The following is a 22,550-nucleotide window of genomic DNA, read 5'->3' as shown; positions in this document are numbered from 1 at the left end:
CTCATTTCCGCTCTCGCGCTACGCCCATCAGAAGTTTCCTGACTTCATGGAGTTTTAAGGAACCGCTCATCGCGTCTTGATCTGTCGCAATAAGATCTCCGCTGATCTGGGCCCTTCGCGCGAATGACAATCTGAGTTGCCGCTCTTTTTCACGGCGAGATCGCCGCGCCTCTTCACCGAAAGGACCTTTTCGTCATGCCTGTTTCTTTGCAAGCATCGGTTCGTCCAAAACCTCGCGGATTCACACTGATTGAACTCTTGGTCGTCATTGCGATCATCGCCGTGCTGATCGCGCTGCTCTTACCTGCCGTACAACAGGCCCGAGAAGCCGCTCGACGCACGCAATGCAAGAATAACCTCAAGCAAATCGGCCTGGCCGCACACAACTATCACGATGTCGCGTTAACGTTTCCGCCCGGCTATACGCAGACACGACTGCTTGGGAATGCCACTGCGTCCTACAACGGTTATCAAGGACACCCGGCACTTTACTTTCTGCTGCCCTATATGGAACAAGGCAATCTCTACAACTCGTTCGATACCAATATTCCACGTGCCAATATCGGTACTCAAGCGGGGCAGTTATCGGGCGCTGTCATTCCCGCGTTTCTCTGCCCCTCTGATTTCGGCGACAGCAGTTCTGGCTCGTATCGTTACAACTCCGGCAGCGCACCAGCCGTTCAATATTATGGAGCCACCAGCTACCGCGCGAATGCCGGTTCAAGACCCGTGTTCTATACAAGCTGCTTGAACGACGGCGTGTTCATGGAAGTCGGACCGAACGCGGGGAAGGCGGCGACGGCCCCCAACGGGATCTGTGTCTCCATTCCGTTCATCACCGACGGGACGAGTAACACTGTGATGTTCGGTGAAATGCATCATGTCGACAAGAATTTCGACACCTTCACCGTCACGCCACCGAACTGCAATTCCGGCAGCACGATTGCCACCTGGTCCCGCTGGTATCCTGCAAGCGGCGGAAACGGCTCAAGCAACATCTTCGGCGGCTCGTTTGCACCCATTGGCTACAAGCTGCCATGGGCCTACGGAGACGCCGGCGCACCAGCGAGTTGTGCGACCTACTATACCTATCAGGACATGCGACTGAGTGCCTTTGGCAGCGGTCACACGGGTGGCGCCAATCTGGTCTTCTGTGACGGATCGGTCCGATTTCTCTCCAGCAACATGTCGCAGATCGTGCTGGGCTACATGTGTCAGACACAAGACGGCCAGGTCATTGACGGCGGGAACTGAACCGGGAAGCATCGCGAGCTTGAGGATGTCCGGTTCTAGCCCGGATTTCTCTCGTTAGATCCCTCGTGACCAAGCTCCCGCTTGGTAACGCTTCCTCCACATCGGAAGTGTGCACATAGGGCCCGGGCCACGTCCTTCGCAATCGAGAACCTGACCGCAAGAGACGTTACCAAGCGGGAGCTTGGTAACGAGGGGAAAGCGGAAGCTTGGTCACGAGGGAACGAGGGGCATGAGGAAAACGAAGGAAGCACCAGGCAGCGCCCATCGCACACCATTCGCCAGGAACCTGATCCAATGATTCCACGATTTCAAACGGCCTTCGTACTGGCGAGCGGCTTGATCACGCTGACCGCCGATGTAGGATGTCAGCGCGCGAAGCCACTCAAGCTGGCGGCAGCAGCGGGAGTCGTGACTATTAACGGTCAACCCGCCGAGAATATCCTCGTCCAATTCTATCCTGATTTGACGTCGGGCCCGAATTCTCCCACCTCCTCGGGCGTCAGCGACGAAAGCGGTTTCTTCACTCTGAAGACCTCCGACGGCCGAAATGGTGCGGTCGTCGGAACGTGCAAGGTGGTGCTCGTCGATCTGGAAGAAGTCCGTCCCACCGACCAGGGCCAGATCAATCAAGTCCGCCAACGACTTCCCCCGCGCTACAATGTCGCTCGCCCCGACGGACTTTCGGTGAACGTCAGCGACGAGAGCGACCCGATTACGATCGACATTAAGAGTTGAACGGTACACCCCGCAGGAAGCGAGTTGTACGCGCGATCTCCGTCCGGATTCGCGTCACAACGCGGTGGGTTTCCAATTCCCCTCGTTGCCAAGCTCCCGCTTGACAACGATTCCGACACATCAGAAATGTGTCCGTCGATCCGAGGACATGTTCCTGTGCGGCAGAAATCGAGATCGCAAGAGGCGTTGCCAAGCGGGAGCTTGGTAACGAGGGAAGATGCGGGAACGAAGGACAAAAACTTTGCTCGTCTCAAAATCCTTCACCACGTGTGCCTCACAGGTCTTTCTTCAACATCGCGGCCAACCGAAACCCCGCGAACGCGGCGCGCTGCCGTGCGACACGCCCCGCCGCCTTCAGGTACTGTTCGGGAAGATCAATCATCTCCAGACGATGACCTTCGCGCGTCACCGCGGCTTCCACTGCCGCCAGGACTTCCTCCGTATAGACATGGCTGCGACCAAATTCCGCACTCTCTTTCAGCCATCGCAATGGATCCAATCCATCGGGATCATTCGTCGCAATCTGAGCGCTTTCCACCAACGGCTGATCAATCTGAATCTCTCGAACTCGCCGCCGAATATCGCCCGCATCGAACTGCTGCCCGAGCAGTGAATCCCAAAGAGCATGCAGGTTGCCGACTTGTTTGGTCGGAATCCAATTTGCCCCGCGGTCGCCATTGGGAAACACGACCGGTCGATAAAGACTACCGGCGTGACACGGCTGATGTGCGTCACCCGCCAGGTGAATCAACCAACACAGAGCAACGGCTCGATCCGCCGCCGGTTGGGTCTTGTCGTGTAAGACGTTTCGCGATAAGGCAACCGCTTGTGCAAGATGCAGATTCGCCGAGTCCAATGTCGCCCCTTCGGGAAGGGGTCCCGGATTGGGCGGCACGTTCTCAACCGTCCCGACAACCAGCGTCGCGCCGAGTTGATAGTGCCAGGACGGTCGATCAAAGGCGGGTTGTGAACGTGCAACATCCGGCCAGTACCCTGCCCGGCCGATTCGCCATTCCATCGCTTCAAATTCGCCATTCACGTTGGCGGGCAGCACAAAATCGACCGCAAACCGCGGGTGTGCGGCAAGCACTGTCCGGAATGTTTCTTGTTCTTCATCGGACAACTGCTCGTACGCCAAGAGCGAAATCAGATGATGCCCACTTTCCCACCAGGCGGAACAGGGAGAGGTGAACGACACGACACACACGATCATCATCACCCAACGCATTTTCGGTCTCCCTGAAGAATCTCCATGCGCCTCATCCGGCAGCCGCCCCGGTTAAAGGGTCACAAGCAAATCGGCTCGCGACCGACGCCACAAGGGTTGAGCACGCATTCGCAACCTGTTGAAATCACGGGGGCAGGCACCTTCGGGGCGAGTCCCCGTGATTCAAGAGATTCTGAGCATCGATGTGTATGCCGAATGAACAAGCGATGAAGAACGATTGAAAGCGGACGTTTTACATAGTCAAAATGGCACGCCTCTCCTTTTCCAGAAGGTGAACTCGGATGAAGCGGAACGCGCAATATTTTGGGTATGCCATCGTCGGCTACATTGTGATTTGTATGCTCGAACTGTTGTTCGTGGCGGTTACTTTCGGCATATTGCCCGCAATCGGGGTCTCACTCATTACAACGATCCCGGTTGCGGTAGGCCTGCGGATGCTAGGAAAATTGGACTGCACTCAATCTCCTTGACGCCATTCCCTTCGTGCTGATCCTCGTCTTTGCGACATGGGGAAACGTCACTGTCGTGAAAGGGTGGTACGCCATGGGATGCAATTGCATCGCGCACGGGTGACGGGGCTTTGGCATCAACTGTCTGAATCGTCAATCGAAACGACTGCTGAGAAGGCACCCTCAAGACGCTGTGAGAAAGATCCCTGCATCGCCGGGCACGGACTTACGCCATCACCGACACCATCGTCAGGGCATGTCGCCCAAGTGGTGTATCTCCGGTGATGTTAATGTCGGGAAACTGCTGCTGGACAGCTTCGAGTGTGCGGCGCTTTGTCAGCAGCCTCCACGCCGTGTCGAGATTCATCGTGACGGTGGACGTGGGTCGGCGGGATGTCTTCGCAATCTGTTCCCAGCCGGATTCTGTTCGCTCCACAAACCAGCGGCCGCCTGCGTCGTCGGTCACCACAACTTCGATCAGACTGCCGACATCCGCTTGAACATCGCGAAAGGTGTAGGGCAGCGCACGCATGAAAATGTCGAGGCACGGGTATGCCAGTTCCCGCGTCAGGATGGTGCTGGGGCGTTTTGTGGCGATGAAGATCTGCTGCGTGTGATGCCATTTCTCGGTGTAGTCCCGAGCGACATCCATCCAGTTTTTCGATTTCTGTTCACCGGCCCACGCGACGGAAAAAATGGCAGGCCCTGCAGGATCGAGCGATCGAAAGAGCGTCGCAAGGCCGTCATCGGCCCACTCGATCAGTGTGATCAACACCGTCGGGCTAAGTCGCCGGGTCGCAACTTCCCACTCGTCATTCAACCGATTCAGAAACTCCATCAGAAGCTCGCCAACTCGTGGTTGGCTATTGCCGTCTGCCGGATAATAGCCATCCCGCTGCATCGACAGTCGCCTCAGGCTTCCATCCAGCAAGTGGCTCGCAATGTCTTTGACCGTACGGCGAGAACTCACCGTCGGCAGCTGCCACTCTTCAGAAGTCAGCGACCGCAAAAGCTCGAGCAACCTGAGTGTGATCTCTGGAAACAGTCCAACAACGTCAATCGGCGTCATCGTCGTCATCACTCAACTTTCTCCGCAATCTCCAGAACTGCGCGATTTGTGTGAATCACGAGACGGGGATTCAGCAGGGACGTGCCGTTGAGGCAAGAAACGTCGAGCGTCCTTCACACCTCATTTGGAATCTTTTGAATCGAGCGCGAAGTCATACGGCGCACCACCGTCTTTGATTTCGACCTTCAATTCGGTTTTCGTATTGTACTTCGGAGGGACAAGCTCCGGCTTCGAATGTTCGCCCGTTTTCGGATCAAACTGATAGTCAGCCAGATTCTCGTCCGGGAAAATCACCTTGGTGCTGATCTTCACCCGGGCAGTGCCCGTGCCGACCCCATGCAGCGTACGGCTGTATTCAGCATGATACTTTCCATAACAGTCTGTCCGACCGGTACTGCGTCCCTTGTCGGTCTCGAACACAATCTCCGCGTTTTGAAGTGGCTTATCGTCCAGCTTCACCGTTCCGAAGGCGGGAACAAACCCTTCCTTGGTGGACTTTGCACCGCAGCCGATGGCGGCCAATCCGAAACCGCCGACGACAAGCATCAACCCAGTGCGTACGGAATGGCAAACCAATGAAAATTCGTTTCTCGAAACCATGAACCGCTCTCCCGAGCAGAAAAACAATGCTGTTTGAAACATGTTGAGACACAGAACAAAACCGCCCCAGGCAAGTCGGGCGGCGTTAACAACCGAGCGGATGAAAGTGACGGGAAGGCCCTCGTTCTTGCGAAGCTCGTCCTTACGATCCTCGTTACCAAGCTCCCGCTTGGTAACGCTTCCGACATCTCAGAAATGGGTACAAGGTTCCCAGGCCACTTTGCGGCTCGGCAAAAATCGAGCATGCAAGTGGCGTTACCAAGCGGGAGCTTGGAGACGCGGTACGAGCGAATGAGAATCGAGAAACATTCAGTCCCCCAAAGTCCACGCGCAGGGCTCTCGACTTGCGTCTGGGCGTCCCCCACTCCGTCAGAAGTCACCCAGCGGCAATCCATCGGCGATCGACCACAGCCGTTGATACAGGCCATACGCCTGCCCCCCGCGAACGTTGTCGAACGGGTCGTTGGGGTTCGGCGAATTGCGATCGGCCCACAGACGTCCCGTGTGCTGGATCGTCTCACTGATAAACCGAACGCTGCCATCGGCCATGGCAAACATCACGCCTCCTTCGTGCATACTCGACGCCGACCGGCGAATCGTGGCCGCAGTCGCCGTATTCGGCGGATTGAGACCCGCGACCGCTTCGTTGATCAACCGGTTCGAGCCGGTTTGTGATCCATACCAGCGTTTGCGACCCACGATGCCGACACCGCCCCCTTCATCGCTTTTCGAAATCTCCCAGGCGGTCTCCATCAACAGGACGGTGTTCGTGGTGCCGTCGGTGATATCTTCGATGCGTCGGGTGGTCTTCGTCGCGGTCGTAATCGACGGATGACGGGCTCGCATGAAGATCCCGTTCGATCCCTGCGCGCCCAGATCATTGTTGTGGCTGTTGTCGAATGAGCCACCATTGCCCGCGTAACTGGTCACGGCCATCTGGACGATTCCATCAAGTGCGAGCGTTGCTGCGGCATTCGGCCCCAGATCGGACGGACATCGCACGAAAGACAGCGGCATCTTGACAGTCGCCGTGTTGGCCGTTTCGCCGGGCGTGGTGGGAGTCTGCATGCAGCAGTTTGAGTTAAAATCGAGTTGATTATAAACGTTCGCCGCATCGATCTGAGGCAGGATGAAGGCACCCCACGAGAAACCGGTTCCCGCACCGTAGAACGTTGCCGAAGCCAGATCGAGAGACTGGCTCGCCCACATGTGACCCGGCGGAAACACCTGACTGATGTCATAGTAGTTGTGCAGCGCCAAAGCCAACTGCTTGAGATTGTTGCGACATTGCGTGCGACGAGCGGCCTCGCGGGCCTGTTGCACGGCTGGAAGCAAAAGAGCGATGAGCACGGCGATGATCGCGATGACGACCAGCAGTTCAATCAGTGTGAATCCACGCTGTGAAGATCGACGACCCGATGATGGTGACGTCATAGAGAGAGGCTCCTTTGACAAGGATGGAGGGAGGGATTGAAGGCGGGAAATTGAGACGTTTTTGCATGCCACCAGTGCAATCATGTTGAATCGCTTCTGGCAGATATTGATGTTGGACGTATCGTTACCAACGTAAGGTGCTTTTTTTCTCAGTATCGTGGACCAGAAACATTTACGTCAGCGTTCCGGTCGCCTGGATTGCGACAACTCATGAACGCCGTTACGAGCGGAACATGATCCTATCTCAGCGCGCTAATTGCGGCTTCCATTTGAACGGATCGCCGCCTCGCACTGCGGATTCCCTATAGAATTTAGACCGACGGCGCCTCATGGAAGGAGCGGCTACGAAGGTCAGGAACTCCTCATCGGCCTTTTGAAGTAACGGAGACTTGGTCCGACCAGATCTATAATCATCGTGATATTGCGGTACCACGGAGCCAATCCCCATGAATTCAACATGGCTGATAAGCCCGCTTGTGACCAGGTGCATGACACCTTGGAATTAACAGGATGCTAAATTGCTCACGCGATACACACATGAATAACACCTGAACAATATTTACATCCTCCTGACTCGGATGCAATAGAGAAGTAAAGATTTATGTGATAATTGCTGTGGTAATCCGCAAGGATTTATCGTCATTGCGAGATTGACATACCCACTCAACTCTCACGAACTCACACGCCACAGTGAACCCATGAACACGCCCGCTTTGCGGTGATATGTCCACCCTGTTTCAATAGTCGGGCAGCATACCGAGTCCTGTGAGAGCCTCTCAACACACTGAATTGCGTGCGAACCCGAGCAGTCTGTTGAAGCAACGGGGACTGGCTCCGGCCAGATTAAAAAATGCCATGACATCGTCAACGCCAAAGTGCCTGTCCCCCTGACTTCAACAGGCTCGACTGACTGCTCGATGTGTTACGAACGTGATATGATTCACACTCAGAATGTAATGAGTGTGAAGACACTTGCGAGCGCTGATCAAGTGATCTCAACGGTGATGCAATCACCCGTCCGTCCTTAAGAGACACAAATTCTGACGCATCGCGTGCTTGGTCTTTGCACGCGATGACACAGCCGAATCGGGCTGCGTGAGAAACGTCAATCAGCGCGTGGAATTCGACATCCTTTCCCGCCCGCACGTGTCTTTTGATATGGCGGCCTGCACGACGTCAAATTTCGCAACGTTCGCTGCTGCGGCGGGGTTTGCCGATGGACCTCTCTTCTCACTTGATGGGGCATTTTCTGTCTCACGCGATTCTCAAACTGGTCTTGGCAGACAATAGCCCCCTTAGTACCGTCCGTGCGTCGAACACCTGTTGAAATCGCGAAGACGGTCGCTGCGTCGATCCAAACGCGTTGTGGCAACTTGAATAGCGAGGGTGCCAGCCCCAATTCTTTCAACAGGTCCAAACAGCTTCATTGCGAACGACGAAGGTCGCCCAGTCATGTCTTCCATCAGCAGATTCATTCGTGCGTATCGCGCTGTTTTGAGCGTCATCGCCGTTCTGCTGCTGTTGGCGACGTCTGGCATGAAACTCACGCTCGACGTCCACGAACCCGATTCCGCCACGTCGATTCGGATGCTGGATCAATCCGATGAAGGCACGTTCGTTCTACGCAGCCAATCCGCCACTCGAATCTCGCACGCAGGCACATACGTCGCGCTGGCATCGCGGCACGTTTCCTCATGCCTTGCGGTTCGTGGGACGCGTGTCACCCCGCAGAGAAGTCGCACCGTCGCCGGGATACCCTCGTTGCACAAGTCGGCCTGCCTGTTCCGCATCTAGACGGATGTCACAAACTCACGTCGAGTTCGTTTCATTCCGCGCACGACATGCGCCCGTCTCATTGCGAGTCTACCATGCCGACTTTGTTCGTTGTCATTCGATCGTTCCAGATTGGGATGATCGTCATCGCTTTCGTGATTCTGACGGGGATTGCTCACTCAGCTGATCAGGACTTTCCGTCGTTCGCGATGTCATCGAGTCCTGTGATCCAAGACGTTCAATACAATCTGATCTCCACGCCTGGATACAGCGACAAGGTCAGTTCGTACGCATCGGGCGAAGGTGCTTCCGGGGCCGAGAAGCCGATCCGGTATTTTCCTGACGGAAATGGGCAAATCGTCATCAGTGATCCCGCCGATTTTCCACGGATTCGCGTGCTCGATTATCATCAGCCGGGCAGCCTGTGGGACAACATGCGACCGAACTTGTTCGGACAAGAGGTCCCAGATGAATGGGATTTTTACAATCTGGTCAACACCGATCGTCCCGACTTTACCGATGCCGCCTATTCGGTTGGCAAGGGCGTGACGGTGATCGAAAGCGGGTACACATTCCGACAAACTTCGGCTGACGACCTGCATCTCACCCGTCGCCAACTTCCGGAAGTGTTGACCCGCATTGGAATCACGGACGAACTTGAGTTTCGCATCAAGTGGAACGGCTACGTGATGACCGATATTTCGGACGTGTCAACCAACCTGAAGACGTCCACATTCGGCGGCGATGATCTGCAACTGGGCTTCAAGTATGAACTGCTACAGCAGGACGATTGGCGGCCGATGCTCACATTCGTCGGCGGAGCAGCACTTCCCACGGGAACGGGAGGGATCTCGGCCAATGCAGTGCAACCATCCGCCAACCTGGTCGTCGGATGGGGCTTTCGCCGCTGGCTCTATCTGAAGGCGAGTACCGGAGTCGATTTCGTCAAATCCCGTGACGCCACGCGGATTATCGACGGATCACTTCAAGAAGGACCGTTGGCGGTGCTCGGGGAAGACTCCAGTTCGCAATGGCACCAGTCCGCATCACTGTTGATTCAGGCCACCAAACGCGTTGGGGCGTTCGTTGAGTGGTTCGCATTCTTCAGCAACAACGCATCGGATAATCGCGCATCAAACTTTGGCGATATGGGGGTGTTCATCTACCTCACTCCCAACGTGCAACTCGACGCGCGGATCGGCGAACGACTGGGGGGCGACATCAACACGCTCTTCACTGGCAGCGGCTTGTCAATCCGCTTTTGACGGCCCGCGAGACACCGGATCTGTCAGTAATATCCGTATCCGCCAGACTGAGGCGATTAAGTCGCGACATTTCCTTCCCGCGACCTTCAGAGGTCGTTCTGAATTTGTCGACCACAGAGAACTCAGACTCGCGAATGCCTTGAGTTTTTCCGGTCCAGCATCGGTCACCGTCCTGTGATCGAGCAAGAGTCCGCAATTCCGCACGCGTCGCAAAACACCCACCTTCCAAACCTTTGGAAACAAACACGAGATTCATCAAGACAGATCGGCAGGAATTCGTATCCTGTTTCCAGGTCACGCGGCGCTGACAGGGCGCTGTCCGAAAACAAGACTGAACTGCACTGCATGGAGAGGAGCGTGCTCGACGTGTGCGACACATCCCCGGAGGATCGAGAGATGCATCAAGCCAGCCGAAACGCGACGAAACGCCTGATTGACGCAGGATCCAAGATGTTCAATTCACTCAACATGCTCAATTCAACGAATTTCCGCAACTCCATTCGCAACAACCGATTGCAAGGCAAGTCGGTCAAGAGAATCAAGGCGATCAAAAAATTTCAGAACGAAGCAAGGTGTGCTCGTTGTTCACCAGATCCAAAAACTCAAGATGAAAGTCCCCGCATCAAACGGTAAACAATCAGGATTGGACTTCAGTGATTTCAGCGGTTTATACTCGCGCCGACGAAAAAGTCTGCCGGATGCCTCGCTCTTGCCCGCCTTGTTGACCGATCCCGCCAACGTATCCGCGAGTCTGCCATGCTGGTCTGTCCTATGTCTTGCCGCCGCGGCGCGAAGTGCATTGCCTGTATTCCGGCTCGTCGCCACCACAGCCACTTCACCTGGTTTGCCGCTTTGATTCTGTCGCTCGCCAGTTTCACCGGGCAATTGCGTGCGGACGACGATCGTTATCCCGCGGAGGTCACTCCGTTCGCCAAGAAGTACTGTGCGCAGTGCCATGAAGGGGATGACGCACAGGCAGGAGTCTCGTTTGCCAAATATGCCGACGAGAAATCGATGCTCAAGGATCGACGAACCTGGGAAAAAATCTTCAACGTGCTGAAGGCGGGAAGCATGCCGCCAGCCGATGAGGCGCAGCCGACACCCGATGAGAAAGCGAAGCTGATTGGTTACCTGGATGACAAACTGCACCGGATCGATTGCACGACGATGTCCGACCCGGGGCGCGTGACGATCCGCCGCTTGAATCGCGCCGAATACAACAACACGGTCCGCGACTTGTTTGGGATCACGTTCAAACCAGCAGAAGACTTTCCGTCGGACGACGTGGGGTATGGATTCGACAACATTGGCGACGTGCTGTCACTGCCGCCGCTGCTGATGGAGAAGTATCTGAGCGCTGCCGAAAAGGTCGCTCACGAGGCGTTGTTGGTGATCGATCCCGCCAGCGCACCGGTTCAAGAGTTTCCTCGCGAGCAACTGCATCGCAGCAACGTGGCGCATCCCCTGCGCGAGGACCTGATCATCCTGGTGTCGTATGGCGACGTGTTTGTCGAATACGATTTCCCACGATCCGGCCAGTACATTCTGAAGGTTTCGGCCGGCGAGCAGCCCGCGGGCGACGAACACTCGAAAATGGAGTTTCGCCTGGACGACAAACCGGTGCAACAGTTTATCGTGAAGGACGTCGATCCGAAGTTTGAGCATTATCAATTCGCGTTGCACGTCGATCGCGGTCGCCACAAATTTTCGATCGCGTTTCTCAATGACTTCTTCAACGAGACGGCCGAAGACAAGAATCGCCGTGATCGCAATCTGATCGTCCGTGACCTGCAGATCGTCGGCCCCACGGCCGTTGACCAGAACGAGTATCCTGCGTTTCAACATGCGTTCCTGACATCGATGCCCGGCGAAGGGAAGTCCGTGGCTGACGCGGCACGCGATGACTTAAAGCCATTCCTGCGCCGCGCGTTTCGCCGTCCGGTCACCGACGACGAAGTCAATCGGTTTGTGGGCCTCGCCGAACGAGTTGCCGCCACCGGTGAATCGTTTGTGACCGCGATGCAGGTCGCCGTCACCGGCGTGCTGGTCTCGCCCGAATTTCTATTTCGCGTGGAAACCGACAAGAATCCGAACGACGCCAGCGAGCGACACGCCATCAACGATCATGAACTGGCTACGCGTCTGTCGTATTTCTTATGGAGCAGTCTGCCAGATCAAGAATTGATGACCCACGCCGACGCGGGAGATCTGCATACCGACGCGGTCATTGAAACGCAGATTCGGCGAATGTTGAAAGATCCGAAGTCGCAGGCGCTGGTCGACAACTTTGCAGAACAATGGTTGCAACTGCGAATCTTGAATGAGATCACGCCCGACCCCAAAGCGTTTCCCGAATTCAACGGGGAACTGCGGGAGGACATGAAGCGCGAAACGAGCCATTTCTTCGCACACATCATGCGTGAAGATCTTTCGATTCTCGATTTTCTCGATGCAAGCTACACCTTCGTGAACGATCGCCTGGCGAAGCACTATGGGATCGACGGCGTATCGGGTGCAGAATTCCGGCAGGTGCCACTTGCGGGGAAAAATCGTGCAGGTCTGTTGACGCAGGCCAGTGTGCTGACACTGACATCCAACCCGGACCGAACTTCCCCCGTGAAACGAGGCAAATGGGTGATGGAGGTTCTATTGAACCAGCCACCACCGCCACCACCACCAAATGTGCCGGAATTGAAGGCGACGGCTCAGGCACAGCCTGATTTGACATTACGGCAGCAATTGGAACTGCATCGCAGCAATGCTTCGTGTGCGTCATGCCATCGCGTGATGGATCAGTTGGGGTTCGGAATCGAGAACTTTGATGCAATTGGTCGCTGGCGGGACACAGATGGCAACCAGGCATTGGACACCCGCGGTGAATTGCCGGGGGGCCGTACCTTTCAAGGGCCCCTCGAGCTGACGCACGTTTTACGTGGGAAACAGGCCGAATTTGCAGATTCTCTGACGGAAAAAATGTTGACGTACGCATTAGGTCGGGGTCTTGAGTATTATGATCGCTGCACGACGGCTAAGATTGTGGAATCTCTGAAAGGACGCGACTTCAAATTTTCTGTGCTGGTCACAGAAATTGCCAAGAGTGAACCGTTCCGCATGCGACGGGGCGAGGACGCCAAGTAACGCGTATCGATTGCATGATCGCGATCGGACTGGACAGACATCGCACAAGGGCATCGTACACAGGCCGCGCTGTCTCCTGTTTCCATCATTGATGCGACATCCGCGTCCATGATGGAACGACAGAAATGTACAGCCTTTACAGCGCTCAAGCCGGCTCGATCCGGGCCGCGCGAACTCGCAGCAATCCGCTGCAAACACGAAGGATTTCGAGTGACAGAAGAAAACGACAACCTGATTGAAGATGATTCCGCTGTGGTCAACGCGGCGCTCGAAGAAGCGTCGTACGAAGGCGAGAGCGATGATGAACTGATGGATGATGGCGAGGGAATGAGCTCGGAAGAATTCGTCGACAGCGACGACGATGAAGAGTCGCTCGATGGGGATCTGACGCCGAACGACATTTTCGGACTCGACCCCTTGGACGTTTTGACGCTGGAAGAGCTTGCGGAATACCTGAAGGTTTCTCCGGCAGCGGCTCGCCGTGTCATCAAGGAACAGAACCTGCCCGGGAAGAATATCGGCGGGGAATGGCGTTTCCTGCGTGACGCCGTGGCAAACTGGCTGCGCGGACAAGACGCCCCTGCCGTGCAGCAGCAGAAGGCACGGACGGAGTTCGCCAAAGTACCGGCCCCGGCCCCTGCCCCCGCAGAAGACGCTGGCCAGCGCGAACAGTACTCGCGACCACCTCGTCGGCCTTTCCAGGCCGATCAACAGGGTGGTCCAACGGAATACCGTCCTCGTCAACGATTCCCCGAAGGCGGGGGTCAGTATGGCGGACAACAGGGTGGCCAGTACGGCGGTGGTGGTGGCGGACAATATGGTGGCGGTGGCCAAGGCCAATATGGCGGAGGCGGCGGTGGCGGCGGCCAGTACGGTAGCTACAGCCGACCCCCACGACGCCAATTCGGTTCGACTGAAGGTGGCAATACCGGTGGCGGCGGCTACGGCAATCGCGACGCCGCCGGTGGTGGTGGCTATGGTGGCGGTGCTCAAGGCGGCCAGTTCAGTGGTGGCGGCTACGGCGGTGGTGCCGGTGGCGGGCAACGCTTCGGCGGTGCAGCAAGTGGCGGTGCAAAGCGAAAGAACAAACGCCAAGTCTTCGACGACCAACGCGGAAAGCGCCTTGATCGCCGCAAAGATGGTGACGTTGCCGAGTAATTAATCATCCGGAATTCAGGACTCGCGTGCTGTTGGCACCGCCGGCAACACGCGAACCTGAACATCTGCTTCATAAGACCAGGCCGGAATGCGCAACGACAGCCCCCTTCTCAGGGAGAACGGTCGTTGGCAATGAATTACGTAAACTATTTTCGGCAAATAAGATCCGCCTGTTTTTCCTGCCACGGCATTCGGTAGAACTAACCGCTGATTCGCTTTTCGTTTTTTGACATCGAGTCCCCGTCGGCCTTCCGAATTGTCCAAGAATTCAGGTCCGTGTGTCATTCCTACTGATTTCCAGAAGTTGTTAAATCGATTATCTTTGATGTGATAGAGCGTTTCACCGTTTGAGCGTACTTGTGATGCAGAGGGATACTTTGAGCGATCAACCCAAACTTCCACGACGTCTGTTTCTCAAAGGCACTGGTGTCACGCTTGGCTTGCCGCTGCTGAATGGCATGATGCCCTCCAACGGCTGGGCTGCGGGGGCCACGAATGCTCCGACTCGCATGGCGTTTGTGTTCGTTCCGAACGGGGTGGTCATCCCCGATTGGAAACCGACGAGTGACGGAACGGACTGGCAGCTTTCGCCCACACTGCAATCGCTGGAAAATGTCAAAGATCGCTTGTGTGTGATGAGCGGCCTGGCTCAGGACAACGCACACCCGAAGGGCGATGGCCCCGGCGACCACGCACGATCCGCGGCCGCGTTTCTGACGGGCGCTCATCCGGTGAAAACCGACGGAGCGGACATTCGCGCGGGGATCTCGATCGATCAGGTTGCCGCTGAACGCATCGGAGCGATGACAAAGTTGCCGTCGCTGGAAATCGGCACGGAAGGCGGCCGGAACGCAGGACAATGCGATTCGGGCTATAGCTGCGCGTACTCCAACAACATTTCTTGGAAGACGCCGACCACGCCGATGTCGAAAGAGATCAACCCCAAGCTGGTGTTCGAGCGCTTGTTTGGTTCCGCCCGTGATCGCGAGTCGGTCAAGAACCAGCAGAAGCGAGATTTCTATCGCAAAAGCATCCTCGACGCAGTCGGCGATGACGCGGCAAAACTGTCAACGAAGTTGGGTCAGACCGATCGCCGCAAGCTGGATGAGTACTTCACCAGCGTGCGTGAAATCGAAGTCCGGATCGCTCGGTCTCGTGCCGATCAGACCGAACAAAAGGTGCCTCAGATCGCCCTGCCCACCAGCGTTCCGAAGGATCTCGACGAACATATCCGGCTGATGTTTGACCTGCTGGCGCTCGCGTTTGAGACGGATACGACGCGCGTCGCCACATTCATGCTTGCCAATGAAGGCAGCAATCGCAGCTATCCGATGGTCGGCGTCAACGACGGGCATCACCATCTGTCGCATCATCAGAAAAAGGAAGACTGGCTCGCGGGACTCAGAAAGATCGATGCCTATTTGGTCTCGCACTTCGCGCGATTCCTCGAGCGATTGAAGAACACGCCCGAAGGCGATGGCAGCATTCTCGATCATTCGATGATCGTTTACGGTTCCGCCATTTCCGATGGAGATGCGCACAACCACAACGAACTACCGATTCTGCTCGCGGGGACCGGTTCGGGCTCGATTGTCGCGAACCGACATCTCGTTTACCCCGAGAATACCCCGATGAATAACCTGTTCCTGTCAATGCTCGATCGCATGGGCGTGGGCGAGGGAATTGAGCAGATCGGTGACAGCACAGGACGCCTCGACCGACTGACCGCGTGAGGGATCATGCATCACCAGTTTGTGCCAACTCAGTATTACCGGGCACTGGGCCCTTATGAACCGGTGCTGCGGCTGAAAAGCGGTGACACACTCACCACCACCACGGTCGATGCGGCCGGGGGTGATGAGCACGGCGTAACCGTAACTCCGCGCGGCAATCCGCAAACAGGGCCGTTCCATGTTGAGGGGGCGGAACCGGGCGACACGCTGGTGGTGCGGCTCGATCAAATCCGCCCCAATCGCCCGACGGGATGGGCACGTTCGGTGGTGGCTCCGAATGTCGTTGATCCGACCTACGTCAAACAGTTGCCAGAAACGCCTCTGGCCGAATGGGCCATCAACCACGACGACGGCACGGCAACACTGATCGCACCAACTTCGACAATCGGACGACTGACAATTCCGCTCGAACCGATGCTCGGCTGCTTCGGGGTGGCTCCATTTCGTCAGCAGGCGATCTTCACCGCGACGTCGGGTGAACATGGCGGCAACATGGATTACCGGGGTTTCGTTGCCGGGACGACGGTCTACTTTCCAGTCTTCGAACCGGGCGCCTTGTTCTTCCTGGGCGACGGACATGCGGCACAGGGAGACGGGGAGATTGCCGGAACAGGGATCGAAATCTCGATGTCTGTCACCGTGACGCTGAGCGTGTTGAAGACAAAGACGATCGGCTGGCCGCGGGGCGAGAATCAGGATTTCATTTTTACGGTCGGTAATGCACGTCCGCTGGATCAGTGCCTGCAACATGCGACCACCGAGATGCTACGGTGGCTGGAACAGGACTATGGCCTGGACGCCGTCGGCGCAAATCTGCTGTTGAGCCAGTGTGTGCGTTACGACCTGGGCAATATGTTCGACCCCGCCTACACCATGGTATGCAAGCTACCAAAGTCCGTATTGCCGGCCCGCAAGCACTAACAAAAATTGCAATTGTTTTAACTCTGTGTCTCCGTGCCTCTGTGCCTCCCTTGCTACCAGCATGCACCCGATGTACGCAAGACGTCCATGTGGGTCCAGTGGTGGTGAGGGAGGCACGGAAACACAGAAAACGGGTCAAAGAAAAAAATCAGCCCGGGTTGAGCCGGGCTGTCTGGTGATCATTCAAGTTCAGCGTTGCTGATCGAGTTCGGCTTAGTGAGCCAGAGCACCTTCACCGGTGCGATCGTTGTTGGCACAGACGTCGCAGGTGTTGTCACAGAAGTCGACCTTGTCGGTGAAGCTGCTACCACCGGTGTTTCCCATGTGTCCGGTCAGTCCGTTGACGTAGTAGCTTTGCGTCACTGAACCGAACGAGGAACCGACGTCTTCAAGCTCGTTGGCAACATTCAAGGCGACTTCCGAGAGTCCAACGATCATGGCGAGGACGGCGATGCTGGCGACCAGGACCAATTCGGCAGAGATAATGAAACCGGCTTCATCGTTCATCAGGTTGGCGAAAAGTGCGTTCATGTTAGGTCTTTCTTATGTTGTGTTATCAGCGTTTTGGAAGTTGTGTTTGTCAGTGTCGAATCAAGAATTCATTGCGAAGCGGCGAACAGCCGCTTGAAATCAGAAACAGGGAGCTCAGTGCCGGGTGATTCAAGGCTTGAGATCAGTGAGCCAGTGCACCTTCACCGGTGCGATCGTTGCTGCCACAGACGTCACAGGTGTTGTCGCAGAAGTCGACCTTGTCGGTGAAGCAGCTACCACCAGTGTTTCCCATGTGTCCGGTCAGACCGTTGACGTAATAACTTTGAGTCACCGAACCGAACGAGGAACCGACGTCTTCGAGTTCATTGGCCACGTTCAAGGCGACTTCGGAAAGGCCGACGATCATGGCGAGGACCGCAATACTGGCGACAAGAACCAATTCGGCAGAGATAATGAAACCGGCTTCGTCGTTCATCAGGCTGTTGAAGAGAGCTGACATGTTTCGCGGTCCTTTCTGGAGACTGCTGTGTTGTTTGGCCCAGCGTTCAGTTTGCTGAACGTTGCGTTTCGGATGATGGTCAGGTGTAAAGCAGCCTGAATGCCAAATGTGACGAACTGTTCAAGTTTCTTGACACTTCTGTCGATGCAAAGGTCCCAACTGTCGACGATTCAGAGGCTTAGGGATTATTTTCAAAAATGTTTTGAACGCCGTCGGGGGATTTCGCGAGCCAACGACGATGTTGACCGATAACAACACGCGGCAGAGACCCACCGAGAAAACGTTGCTGTAAGATGTTTAACACACACAACTTATGGGCGCACCTTCATCACGGGGATGCGATGTTGATCTACGGCAACGGAAGGCGGCAACGCCGACCGGGCGTCGAAAAGTAAGAGAAGTCGAGCAGAACGATCGTTAGTGACGATTCGTTTCGCTTGACGGGGCGGGGCGAACTTGGATAATTCGTCCCTGCTAGCAAGGCTGGCGGGTGTAACTCAGTTGGTAGAGTACCACGTTGCCAACGTGGTTGTCGTGGGTTCGAGTCCCATCACCCGCTCTCAATAAGATGTTGAGGCCGCCCGCAGTCTGTTGTCTGGAGCCAGACTCTTGCCGCGGCGGAAAGATGGGGATTGTTCCACGTTTCGTCGCGGTCAATGATCAGGCCGCAAGATAGCAGGCGAAACGACGTCGAATGTTCCCGTGTGATTGTGTCGAATTGGTAAATCGCGAGCCATCACGACACATATCGGTTTTAAACTCTTCGGTTCCAAGGTAAGGACGACTATCTGTGAGTGAAGCCGCAAACACTGTCTCGGATGCTGTTGCAGAGGCGGATTCGGAACAGAAATACAAGCTGTCCCTCAAGGTGGATATCGAGAACGTCGGCCCGTGCCGTAAGCATGTTCGCGTGACCGTTCCGCGCGCGGACATCGATCACTTCTCGGAAGAAGCGGTCAAAGAGATCGTCGACACGGCGGCTGTCCCCGGATTCCGTAAGGGTCGCGTTCCAGCCAGCCTCGCTCAGAAGCGCTTCAAGACCGAAATCTCGAATTCGGTCCGTCAGCGCGTGTTGATGCAGAGCCTGGAACAGCTCGCCGACGAAAACACGCTCGACCCGATCAACGAACCGGACTTCGATGTCGAGAGCCTGGCGATCCCAGAACAGGGTGATTTCGAATACGAGTTCGACGTCGAAGTTCGCCCCTCGTTCGATCTGCCCAAGTACGATGGATTGAAGATCGAGCGTCCTTCGCGAGAAGTCACCGACGCCGACGTCGACGCGTACCTCGAAAAATTCCGCGCTCAGTATGCCACCAATGAATCGCACGATGGCCCAGCCGAAGCCAACGATTTCGTGGTTGCTTCGGTCGAATTCACCCGCGACGGCCAACCGTTCCGCAAGATTTCGTCCATCGAGCTTCAACTGAAGCCAATCGTCCGATTCCGCGATGCAGAAGTGCAAGGCTTTGACAAGCTGATGGCCGGCGCAGTTCCGGGAACGGAAAAGCAGGTCGAAGTGACGATTTCGCAGGAAGCGGAACAGGTCGAAATGCGCGGCGAAAAGCTGAACGCCACGATCCTGGTCGGCGAAGTCCTGCGAGTCAAGATGCCAGACCTTGGCGGCGGATTCCTCGATCGAATCGGATACTCCGACGTTGAAGCCCTGCGAACCGAAGTTCGCGGAATGCTCGAACGTCAAGTTGTCTACGAACAGCGACAAGCGGTTCGTAAGCAAGTGATCGAAAAGATCACCGAATCAGCGACATGGGATTTGCCGGAACAACTCGTTCGCAAGCAAACTGAGAACGCTTTGCGTCGTGAAATCCTGGAGATGGAGCAAGCCGGCTTCACCACTCAGCAGATCATGGCACGCGAAAACGAACTCCGACAGAACGCCATTACTTCTACGCGTCAGGCCCTGAAAGAGCACTTTGTGCTCGACAAGATTGCCGAACAAGAAAAAGTGGAAGTGACGCCAACGGATATCGATGCCGAAATCCATATGATGGCGATTCAACGCGGCGAAAACCCACGGCGCGTGCGAGCTCGTCTGGTCAAGAGCGGTGTGATCGAGAATCTCGAAGCACAGATTCGCGAACGCAAGGCCGTCGACGTTGTGCTGAAGTCGGCCGTCTTCGAAGACGTGCCAGCTCCCGTTGCCAAGGCGGACGATGTCCAGGCATTGTCGATTTCGGTTTGCGGTACATCCACCGTCGTGGTCAATCCTGCCGACGACGAAGAGTAAGCCGTTGCTGGTCAACCTGGGCTGATGATCAACTTCTGGATCGCGGTGCGCGGCAAATCGACCAAGATTTGCCGCGATTCCGTTTCACAGCGAATTTGCTGCCACTCTGCACACCCACGGGGCAAAATTCGCGAGGACCAGCCTTGCCTGAGAGCGGGTTGCTTCCTACTCTTCCAGCGAAGAGCAATACACAGAGGGGAGTAAACGACGGTCTCCCCCGGTTCGTCTCAATTTCTGGAAGGGTGTCGCATGCTCGACTCGTTTCGTGGCTCAGTCTCTCCGCAGTTGAACGCCGCTCGCGATTATTCGCGGCAGCGTCAAATGGGGATTGGCGATCTGTTGCTGGAAAATCGCATCGTCTTCCTGGACGGTCCGATTCATGATGCCAGCGCCAATCTCATTGTCATGAAACTGTTGTACTTGCAGTCCGAAAACAAGCATCAGGACGTGCACTTCTACATCAATTCGCCAGGTGGTTCGGTCACGGCGACAATGGCCATTTACGACACGATGCAGTTCCTGCAGTGTAGTGTCGCGACGTATTGCGTCGGACTTGCGGCCAGTGGTGGCGCCATCCTCGTTGCCGGCGGAACGAAGGGCAAGCGCTTCATCCTGCCGCACGCGAAAATGATGATTCATCAGCCTTATGGCGAAGTGTCGGGACAAGTCTCGGATATCGAGATTCAAGCTGAAGAGATTCTTGTCACACGACACGTCCTGAACGAGATTCTGGCCAGCCACACGGGACAACCCGTGGAACGGATTGCCAAGGACACCGGTCGCGATCGCTACCTGACCGCCACCGCGGCCAAAGAGTACGGTCTGATCGACGAGATTCTGATGAATCCCAAGTTGAAAGCTGCCGCGACGACCTGATTCGTCCCCTTCGCGAGCGCGACGTAACCCGCGCCGTCTGTTTCGATCAGTCACCTTCGTTCAGCGAGTTTCTGCCATGACTTCACTCGTGCCCTACGTCATCGAAAAAAACGGCCGCGATGAGCGGGCGATGGATATTTACAGTCGGTTACTGCGTGACCGGATCATTCTGCTGGGAAGCGCGATCAACGACGACGTTTCCAACAGCATTGTGGCTCAGTTGCTGTATCTTCAGTTCGAAGACAGCAAAGCCGACATCCACATGTACATCAATAGCCCTGGTGGATCGATCACATCAGGGATGGCGATCTACGACACCATGCAGTTCATCGCCTGTGACGTGGCCACCTATTGCCTCGGACAGTGTGCCAGCATGGGCGCAATGTTGTTGACCGCCGGGACCAAGGGCAAGCGATATGCGTTGCCGAACAGCCGGATCATGATTCACCAGCCGCTGGCCGGGATGCAGGGAACGGCAGTGGAGCTTGAGATTCACGCCAAGGAAGTTCTTCGTACGAAGCGTCGTATGAACGAATTGATGCTGAAGCACACTGGCCAGACCCTGGAAAAGATCGAGGAAGACACTGATCGCGACAACTTCATGTCGGCCGAAGAGGCCAAGGGATATGGGCTGATCGATCACATTCTCGAGCATCTGCCAGTACCACCCGCGAGTGCGTAAGGCACTGAACGTTCTTCGGTCGCGTGGCCCAGACAGCCAGCGACCGGACAACCAACTCGATGCGACTTCAAAGGCCCGTTTCAGCGGGCCTTGTTGCTTTTGTGCCGCTGGCCGAGGCCTTACTTCGAATCGGCTTCTTGTGAAAACAAGCCTTCGCTGGCGATCACACCGTCTTTCATGACGATCTGTCGACGCGCACGACGGGCGACGGAATTTTCGTGAGTCACCATGATAATGGTCCGGCCTTCGCGATTCAGGCCGGTTAAAAGTTCCATGATCTCTTTTTCCGTCGTCGAATCGAGATTCCCCGTGGGTTCGTCCGCCAGGATGATCTCGGGGTCATTGACCAGGGCACGGGCGATTGCGACACGTTGCTGCTGACCGCCCGACAGCTGAAACGGGCGGTGGTCGAGTCGATCCGACAACCCAACTTTGGCGGCCAAGTCGATGGTGCGATTCATTTCCACCGATCCAATCGTCCGGCGATCCGAGCGATAATGAAACGGCACTTGGATATTCTCGAGCACCGTATACTGAGCAATCAGATTGTACGACTGAAATATAAAGCCGATCAGGCGGTTGCGAATCTCTGACAATTGATCGTCATTCAGAGTACTGACGTCGTAATTCGAGAGGATATACTGCCCACTGGTAGGACGATCGAGAGCTCCCAGCAGGTTCAAGAGCGTACTCTTGCCGCTTCCAGACGACCCCATAATTGCGACGAAATCACCCAGCGGGAAGTCTGCCGACACGCCCCGAAGAGCACGGACCGTGTTTTCACCCAGTTGGTAAAACTTAGTCAGATTAATCAGTTGCGCCGCCATTCCCATGCGAAGTCTACCCATACCAGTGAGCGACGGAGGTCAAAGACGCCTCCCTCGCGGATGCTCGATGCTTCAGTGTGGTTTGTCGGCGAATTGTTCTGGAGCCACTGGCATCGGGTTTTCGGGAACGCCAGTGGCAGGCTGGGGCCTTCGATCAACCGCGACGAGC

The 22,550-nt window shown here is 56.0% G+C and carries 19 protein-coding genes and 1 tRNA gene; 13 read left to right on the top strand and 7 right to left on the bottom strand.

The window, feature by feature from the left end; genetic code table 11:
• Positions 1-195: 195 nt before the first annotated feature.
• Entirely contained in the window at positions 196-1,254 is a 1,059-nt protein-coding gene (locus OSO_RS0139625; RefSeq protein ID WP_010588247.1) for a DUF1559 domain-containing protein, read from the top strand.
• A gap of 294 nt (positions 1,255-1,548) precedes the next feature.
• A complete protein-coding gene (locus OSO_RS46940; RefSeq protein ID WP_010588246.1) occupies positions 1,549-1,989 on the top strand; it encodes a transthyretin-like family protein in 441 nt (146 codons plus the stop codon).
• Positions 1,990-2,263: 274 nt separating this feature from the next.
• Here the strand turns inward: OSO_RS46940 and OSO_RS51465 are convergent, their stop codons facing one another.
• A complete protein-coding gene (locus OSO_RS51465; protein WP_010588245.1) occupies positions 2,264-3,217 on the bottom strand; it encodes a S1/P1 nuclease in 954 nt (317 codons plus the stop codon).
• A gap of 281 nt (positions 3,218-3,498) precedes the next feature.
• On the opposite strand from OSO_RS51465, the gene OSO_RS0139610 reads away from it, so the two are divergent.
• Positions 3,499-3,687: a hypothetical protein gene (locus OSO_RS0139610; protein WP_010588244.1), complete on the top strand. Its 189-nt coding sequence runs from the start codon at positions 3,499-3,501 to the stop codon at positions 3,685-3,687.
• Between the two features lie 205 nt (positions 3,688-3,892).
• Here OSO_RS0139610 and OSO_RS0139605 read toward each other — a convergent pair whose 3' ends face one another.
• The 3 genes from OSO_RS0139605 to OSO_RS46930 all read right to left on the bottom strand — a co-directional run bounded on the left by OSO_RS0139605 (position 3,893) and on the right by OSO_RS46930 (position 6,769).
• Positions 3,893-4,744 (bottom strand): maleylpyruvate isomerase N-terminal domain-containing protein, encoded by an 852-nt coding sequence (locus tag OSO_RS0139605; protein ID WP_010588243.1) that lies wholly within the window; start codon positions 4,742-4,744, stop codon positions 3,893-3,895.
• A 111-nt stretch (positions 4,745-4,855) separates the two neighbouring features.
• Positions 4,856-5,335 carry a hypothetical protein gene (locus OSO_RS46935; protein ID WP_010588242.1) on the bottom strand — a complete coding sequence of 160 codons (480 nt, stop codon included), beginning with the start codon at positions 5,333-5,335 and terminating at the stop codon, positions 4,856-4,858.
• Between the two features lie 369 nt (positions 5,336-5,704).
• Positions 5,705-6,769: a DUF1559 domain-containing protein gene (locus tag OSO_RS46930; RefSeq protein WP_010588241.1), complete on the bottom strand. Its 1,065-nt coding sequence runs from the start codon at positions 6,767-6,769 to the stop codon at positions 5,705-5,707.
• A gap of 1,452 nt (positions 6,770-8,221) precedes the next feature.
• On the opposite strand from OSO_RS46930, the gene OSO_RS51460 reads away from it, so the two are divergent.
• From OSO_RS51460 to OSO_RS0139545, 6 genes are all read left to right on the top strand, one after another.
• Positions 8,222-8,563, top strand: coding sequence for a hypothetical protein (locus OSO_RS51460; protein ID WP_162130589.1), 342 nt, complete (start codon positions 8,222-8,224; stop codon positions 8,561-8,563).
• A gap of 74 nt (positions 8,564-8,637) precedes the next feature.
• Positions 8,638-9,807: a transporter gene (locus tag OSO_RS0139575; RefSeq protein WP_010588238.1), complete on the top strand. Its 1,170-nt coding sequence runs from the start codon at positions 8,638-8,640 to the stop codon at positions 9,805-9,807.
• A gap of 756 nt (positions 9,808-10,563) precedes the next feature.
• Positions 10,564-12,945, top strand: coding sequence for a DUF1592 domain-containing protein (locus tag OSO_RS0139565; RefSeq protein WP_157606203.1), 2,382 nt, complete (start codon positions 10,564-10,566; stop codon positions 12,943-12,945).
• Positions 12,946-13,155: 210 nt separating this feature from the next.
• On the top strand, positions 13,156-14,103 hold the full coding sequence (locus OSO_RS51660; protein ID WP_193378366.1) for a helix-turn-helix domain-containing protein: 948 nt from the start codon (positions 13,156-13,158) through the stop codon (positions 14,101-14,103).
• Between the two features lie 362 nt (positions 14,104-14,465).
• Positions 14,466-15,836, top strand: coding sequence for a DUF1552 domain-containing protein (locus OSO_RS0139550; protein WP_010588233.1), 1,371 nt, complete (start codon positions 14,466-14,468; stop codon positions 15,834-15,836).
• 6 nt (positions 15,837-15,842) lie between these two features.
• Positions 15,843-16,757 carry an acetamidase/formamidase family protein gene (locus tag OSO_RS0139545; RefSeq protein WP_010588232.1) on the top strand — a complete coding sequence of 305 codons (915 nt, stop codon included), beginning with the start codon at positions 15,843-15,845 and terminating at the stop codon, positions 16,755-16,757.
• 213 nt (positions 16,758-16,970) lie between these two features.
• Here OSO_RS0139545 and OSO_RS0139540 read toward each other — a convergent pair whose 3' ends face one another.
• Both OSO_RS0139540 and OSO_RS0139535 read right to left on the bottom strand, forming a co-directional pair.
• Complete coding sequence (locus OSO_RS0139540) at positions 16,971-17,288, bottom strand: hypothetical protein (RefSeq protein ID WP_010588231.1); 318 nt, start codon at positions 17,286-17,288, stop codon at positions 16,971-16,973.
• A 142-nt stretch (positions 17,289-17,430) separates the two neighbouring features.
• The gene (locus OSO_RS0139535) at positions 17,431-17,748 is read right to left on the bottom strand and encodes a hypothetical protein (RefSeq protein WP_010588230.1); all 318 of its coding nucleotides are present in this window, start codon (positions 17,746-17,748) and stop codon (positions 17,431-17,433) included.
• A gap of 486 nt (positions 17,749-18,234) precedes the next feature.
• On the opposite strand from OSO_RS0139535, the gene OSO_RS0139530 reads away from it, so the two are divergent.
• The 4 genes from OSO_RS0139530 (at position 18,235) to clpP (ending at position 21,554) form a co-directional block, all read left to right on the top strand.
• Positions 18,235-18,307 (top strand) — tRNA-Gly (locus OSO_RS0139530).
• 231 nt (positions 18,308-18,538) lie between these two features.
• Positions 18,539-19,996 (top strand): trigger factor, encoded by a 1,458-nt coding sequence (gene tig / locus OSO_RS0139525; RefSeq protein ID WP_010588229.1) that lies wholly within the window; start codon positions 18,539-18,541, stop codon positions 19,994-19,996.
• A gap of 249 nt (positions 19,997-20,245) precedes the next feature.
• Complete coding sequence (locus tag OSO_RS0139520; RefSeq protein ID WP_010588228.1) at positions 20,246-20,872, top strand: ClpP family protease; 627 nt, start codon at positions 20,246-20,248, stop codon at positions 20,870-20,872.
• 76 nt (positions 20,873-20,948) lie between these two features.
• On the top strand, positions 20,949-21,554 hold the full coding sequence (gene clpP / locus OSO_RS0139515) for an ATP-dependent Clp endopeptidase proteolytic subunit ClpP (RefSeq protein ID WP_010588227.1): 606 nt from the start codon (positions 20,949-20,951) through the stop codon (positions 21,552-21,554).
• 119 nt (positions 21,555-21,673) lie between these two features.
• Here clpP and OSO_RS0139510 read toward each other — a convergent pair whose 3' ends face one another.
• A complete protein-coding gene (locus tag OSO_RS0139510) occupies positions 21,674-22,387 on the bottom strand; it encodes an ABC transporter ATP-binding protein (protein ID WP_010588226.1) in 714 nt (237 codons plus the stop codon).
• Positions 22,388-22,550: the final 163 nt, after the last annotated feature.

The sequence above is a fragment of the Schlesneria paludicola DSM 18645 genome, assembly GCF_000255655.1.
GTDB lineage: Bacteria > Planctomycetota > Planctomycetia > Planctomycetales > Planctomycetaceae > Schlesneria > Schlesneria paludicola.
Note: the sequence above shows the minus strand (reverse complement) of the source record. Positions and strands in the feature narration are given on the sequence as shown.

Coding starts and splice junctions, on each gene's coding strand:
- OSO_RS0139625 (WP_010588247.1), top strand. CDS start 196: ATGCCTGTTTCTTTGCAAGCATCGGTTCGTCCAAAACCTCGCGGATTC.
- OSO_RS46940 (WP_010588246.1), top strand. CDS start 1,549: ATGATTCCACGATTTCAAACGGCCTTCGTACTGGCGAGCGGCTTGATC.
- OSO_RS51465 (WP_010588245.1), bottom strand. CDS start 3,217: ATGCGTTGGGTGATGATGATCGTGTGTGTCGTGTCGTTCACCTCTCCC.
- OSO_RS0139610 (WP_010588244.1), top strand. CDS start 3,499: ATGAAGCGGAACGCGCAATATTTTGGGTATGCCATCGTCGGCTACATT.
- OSO_RS0139605 (WP_010588243.1), bottom strand. CDS start 4,744: ATGACGACGATGACGCCGATTGACGTTGTTGGACTGTTTCCAGAGATC.
- OSO_RS46935 (WP_010588242.1), bottom strand. CDS start 5,335: ATGGTTTCGAGAAACGAATTTTCATTGGTTTGCCATTCCGTACGCACT.
- OSO_RS46930 (WP_010588241.1), bottom strand. CDS start 6,769: ATGACGTCACCATCATCGGGTCGTCGATCTTCACAGCGTGGATTCACA.
- OSO_RS51460 (WP_162130589.1), top strand. CDS start 8,222: ATGTCTTCCATCAGCAGATTCATTCGTGCGTATCGCGCTGTTTTGAGC.
- OSO_RS0139575 (WP_010588238.1), top strand. CDS start 8,638: ATGCCGACTTTGTTCGTTGTCATTCGATCGTTCCAGATTGGGATGATC.
- OSO_RS0139565 (WP_157606203.1), top strand. CDS start 10,564: ATGCTGGTCTGTCCTATGTCTTGCCGCCGCGGCGCGAAGTGCATTGCC.
- OSO_RS0139550 (WP_010588233.1), top strand. CDS start 14,466: ATGCAGAGGGATACTTTGAGCGATCAACCCAAACTTCCACGACGTCTG.
- OSO_RS0139545 (WP_010588232.1), top strand. CDS start 15,843: ATGCATCACCAGTTTGTGCCAACTCAGTATTACCGGGCACTGGGCCCT.
- OSO_RS0139540 (WP_010588231.1), bottom strand. CDS start 17,288: ATGAACGCACTTTTCGCCAACCTGATGAACGATGAAGCCGGTTTCATT.
- OSO_RS0139535 (WP_010588230.1), bottom strand. CDS start 17,748: ATGTCAGCTCTCTTCAACAGCCTGATGAACGACGAAGCCGGTTTCATT.
- OSO_RS0139520 (WP_010588228.1), top strand. CDS start 20,246: ATGCTCGACTCGTTTCGTGGCTCAGTCTCTCCGCAGTTGAACGCCGCT.
- clpP (WP_010588227.1), top strand. CDS start 20,949: ATGACTTCACTCGTGCCCTACGTCATCGAAAAAAACGGCCGCGATGAG.
- OSO_RS0139510 (WP_010588226.1), bottom strand. CDS start 22,387: ATGGGAATGGCGGCGCAACTGATTAATCTGACTAAGTTTTACCAACTG.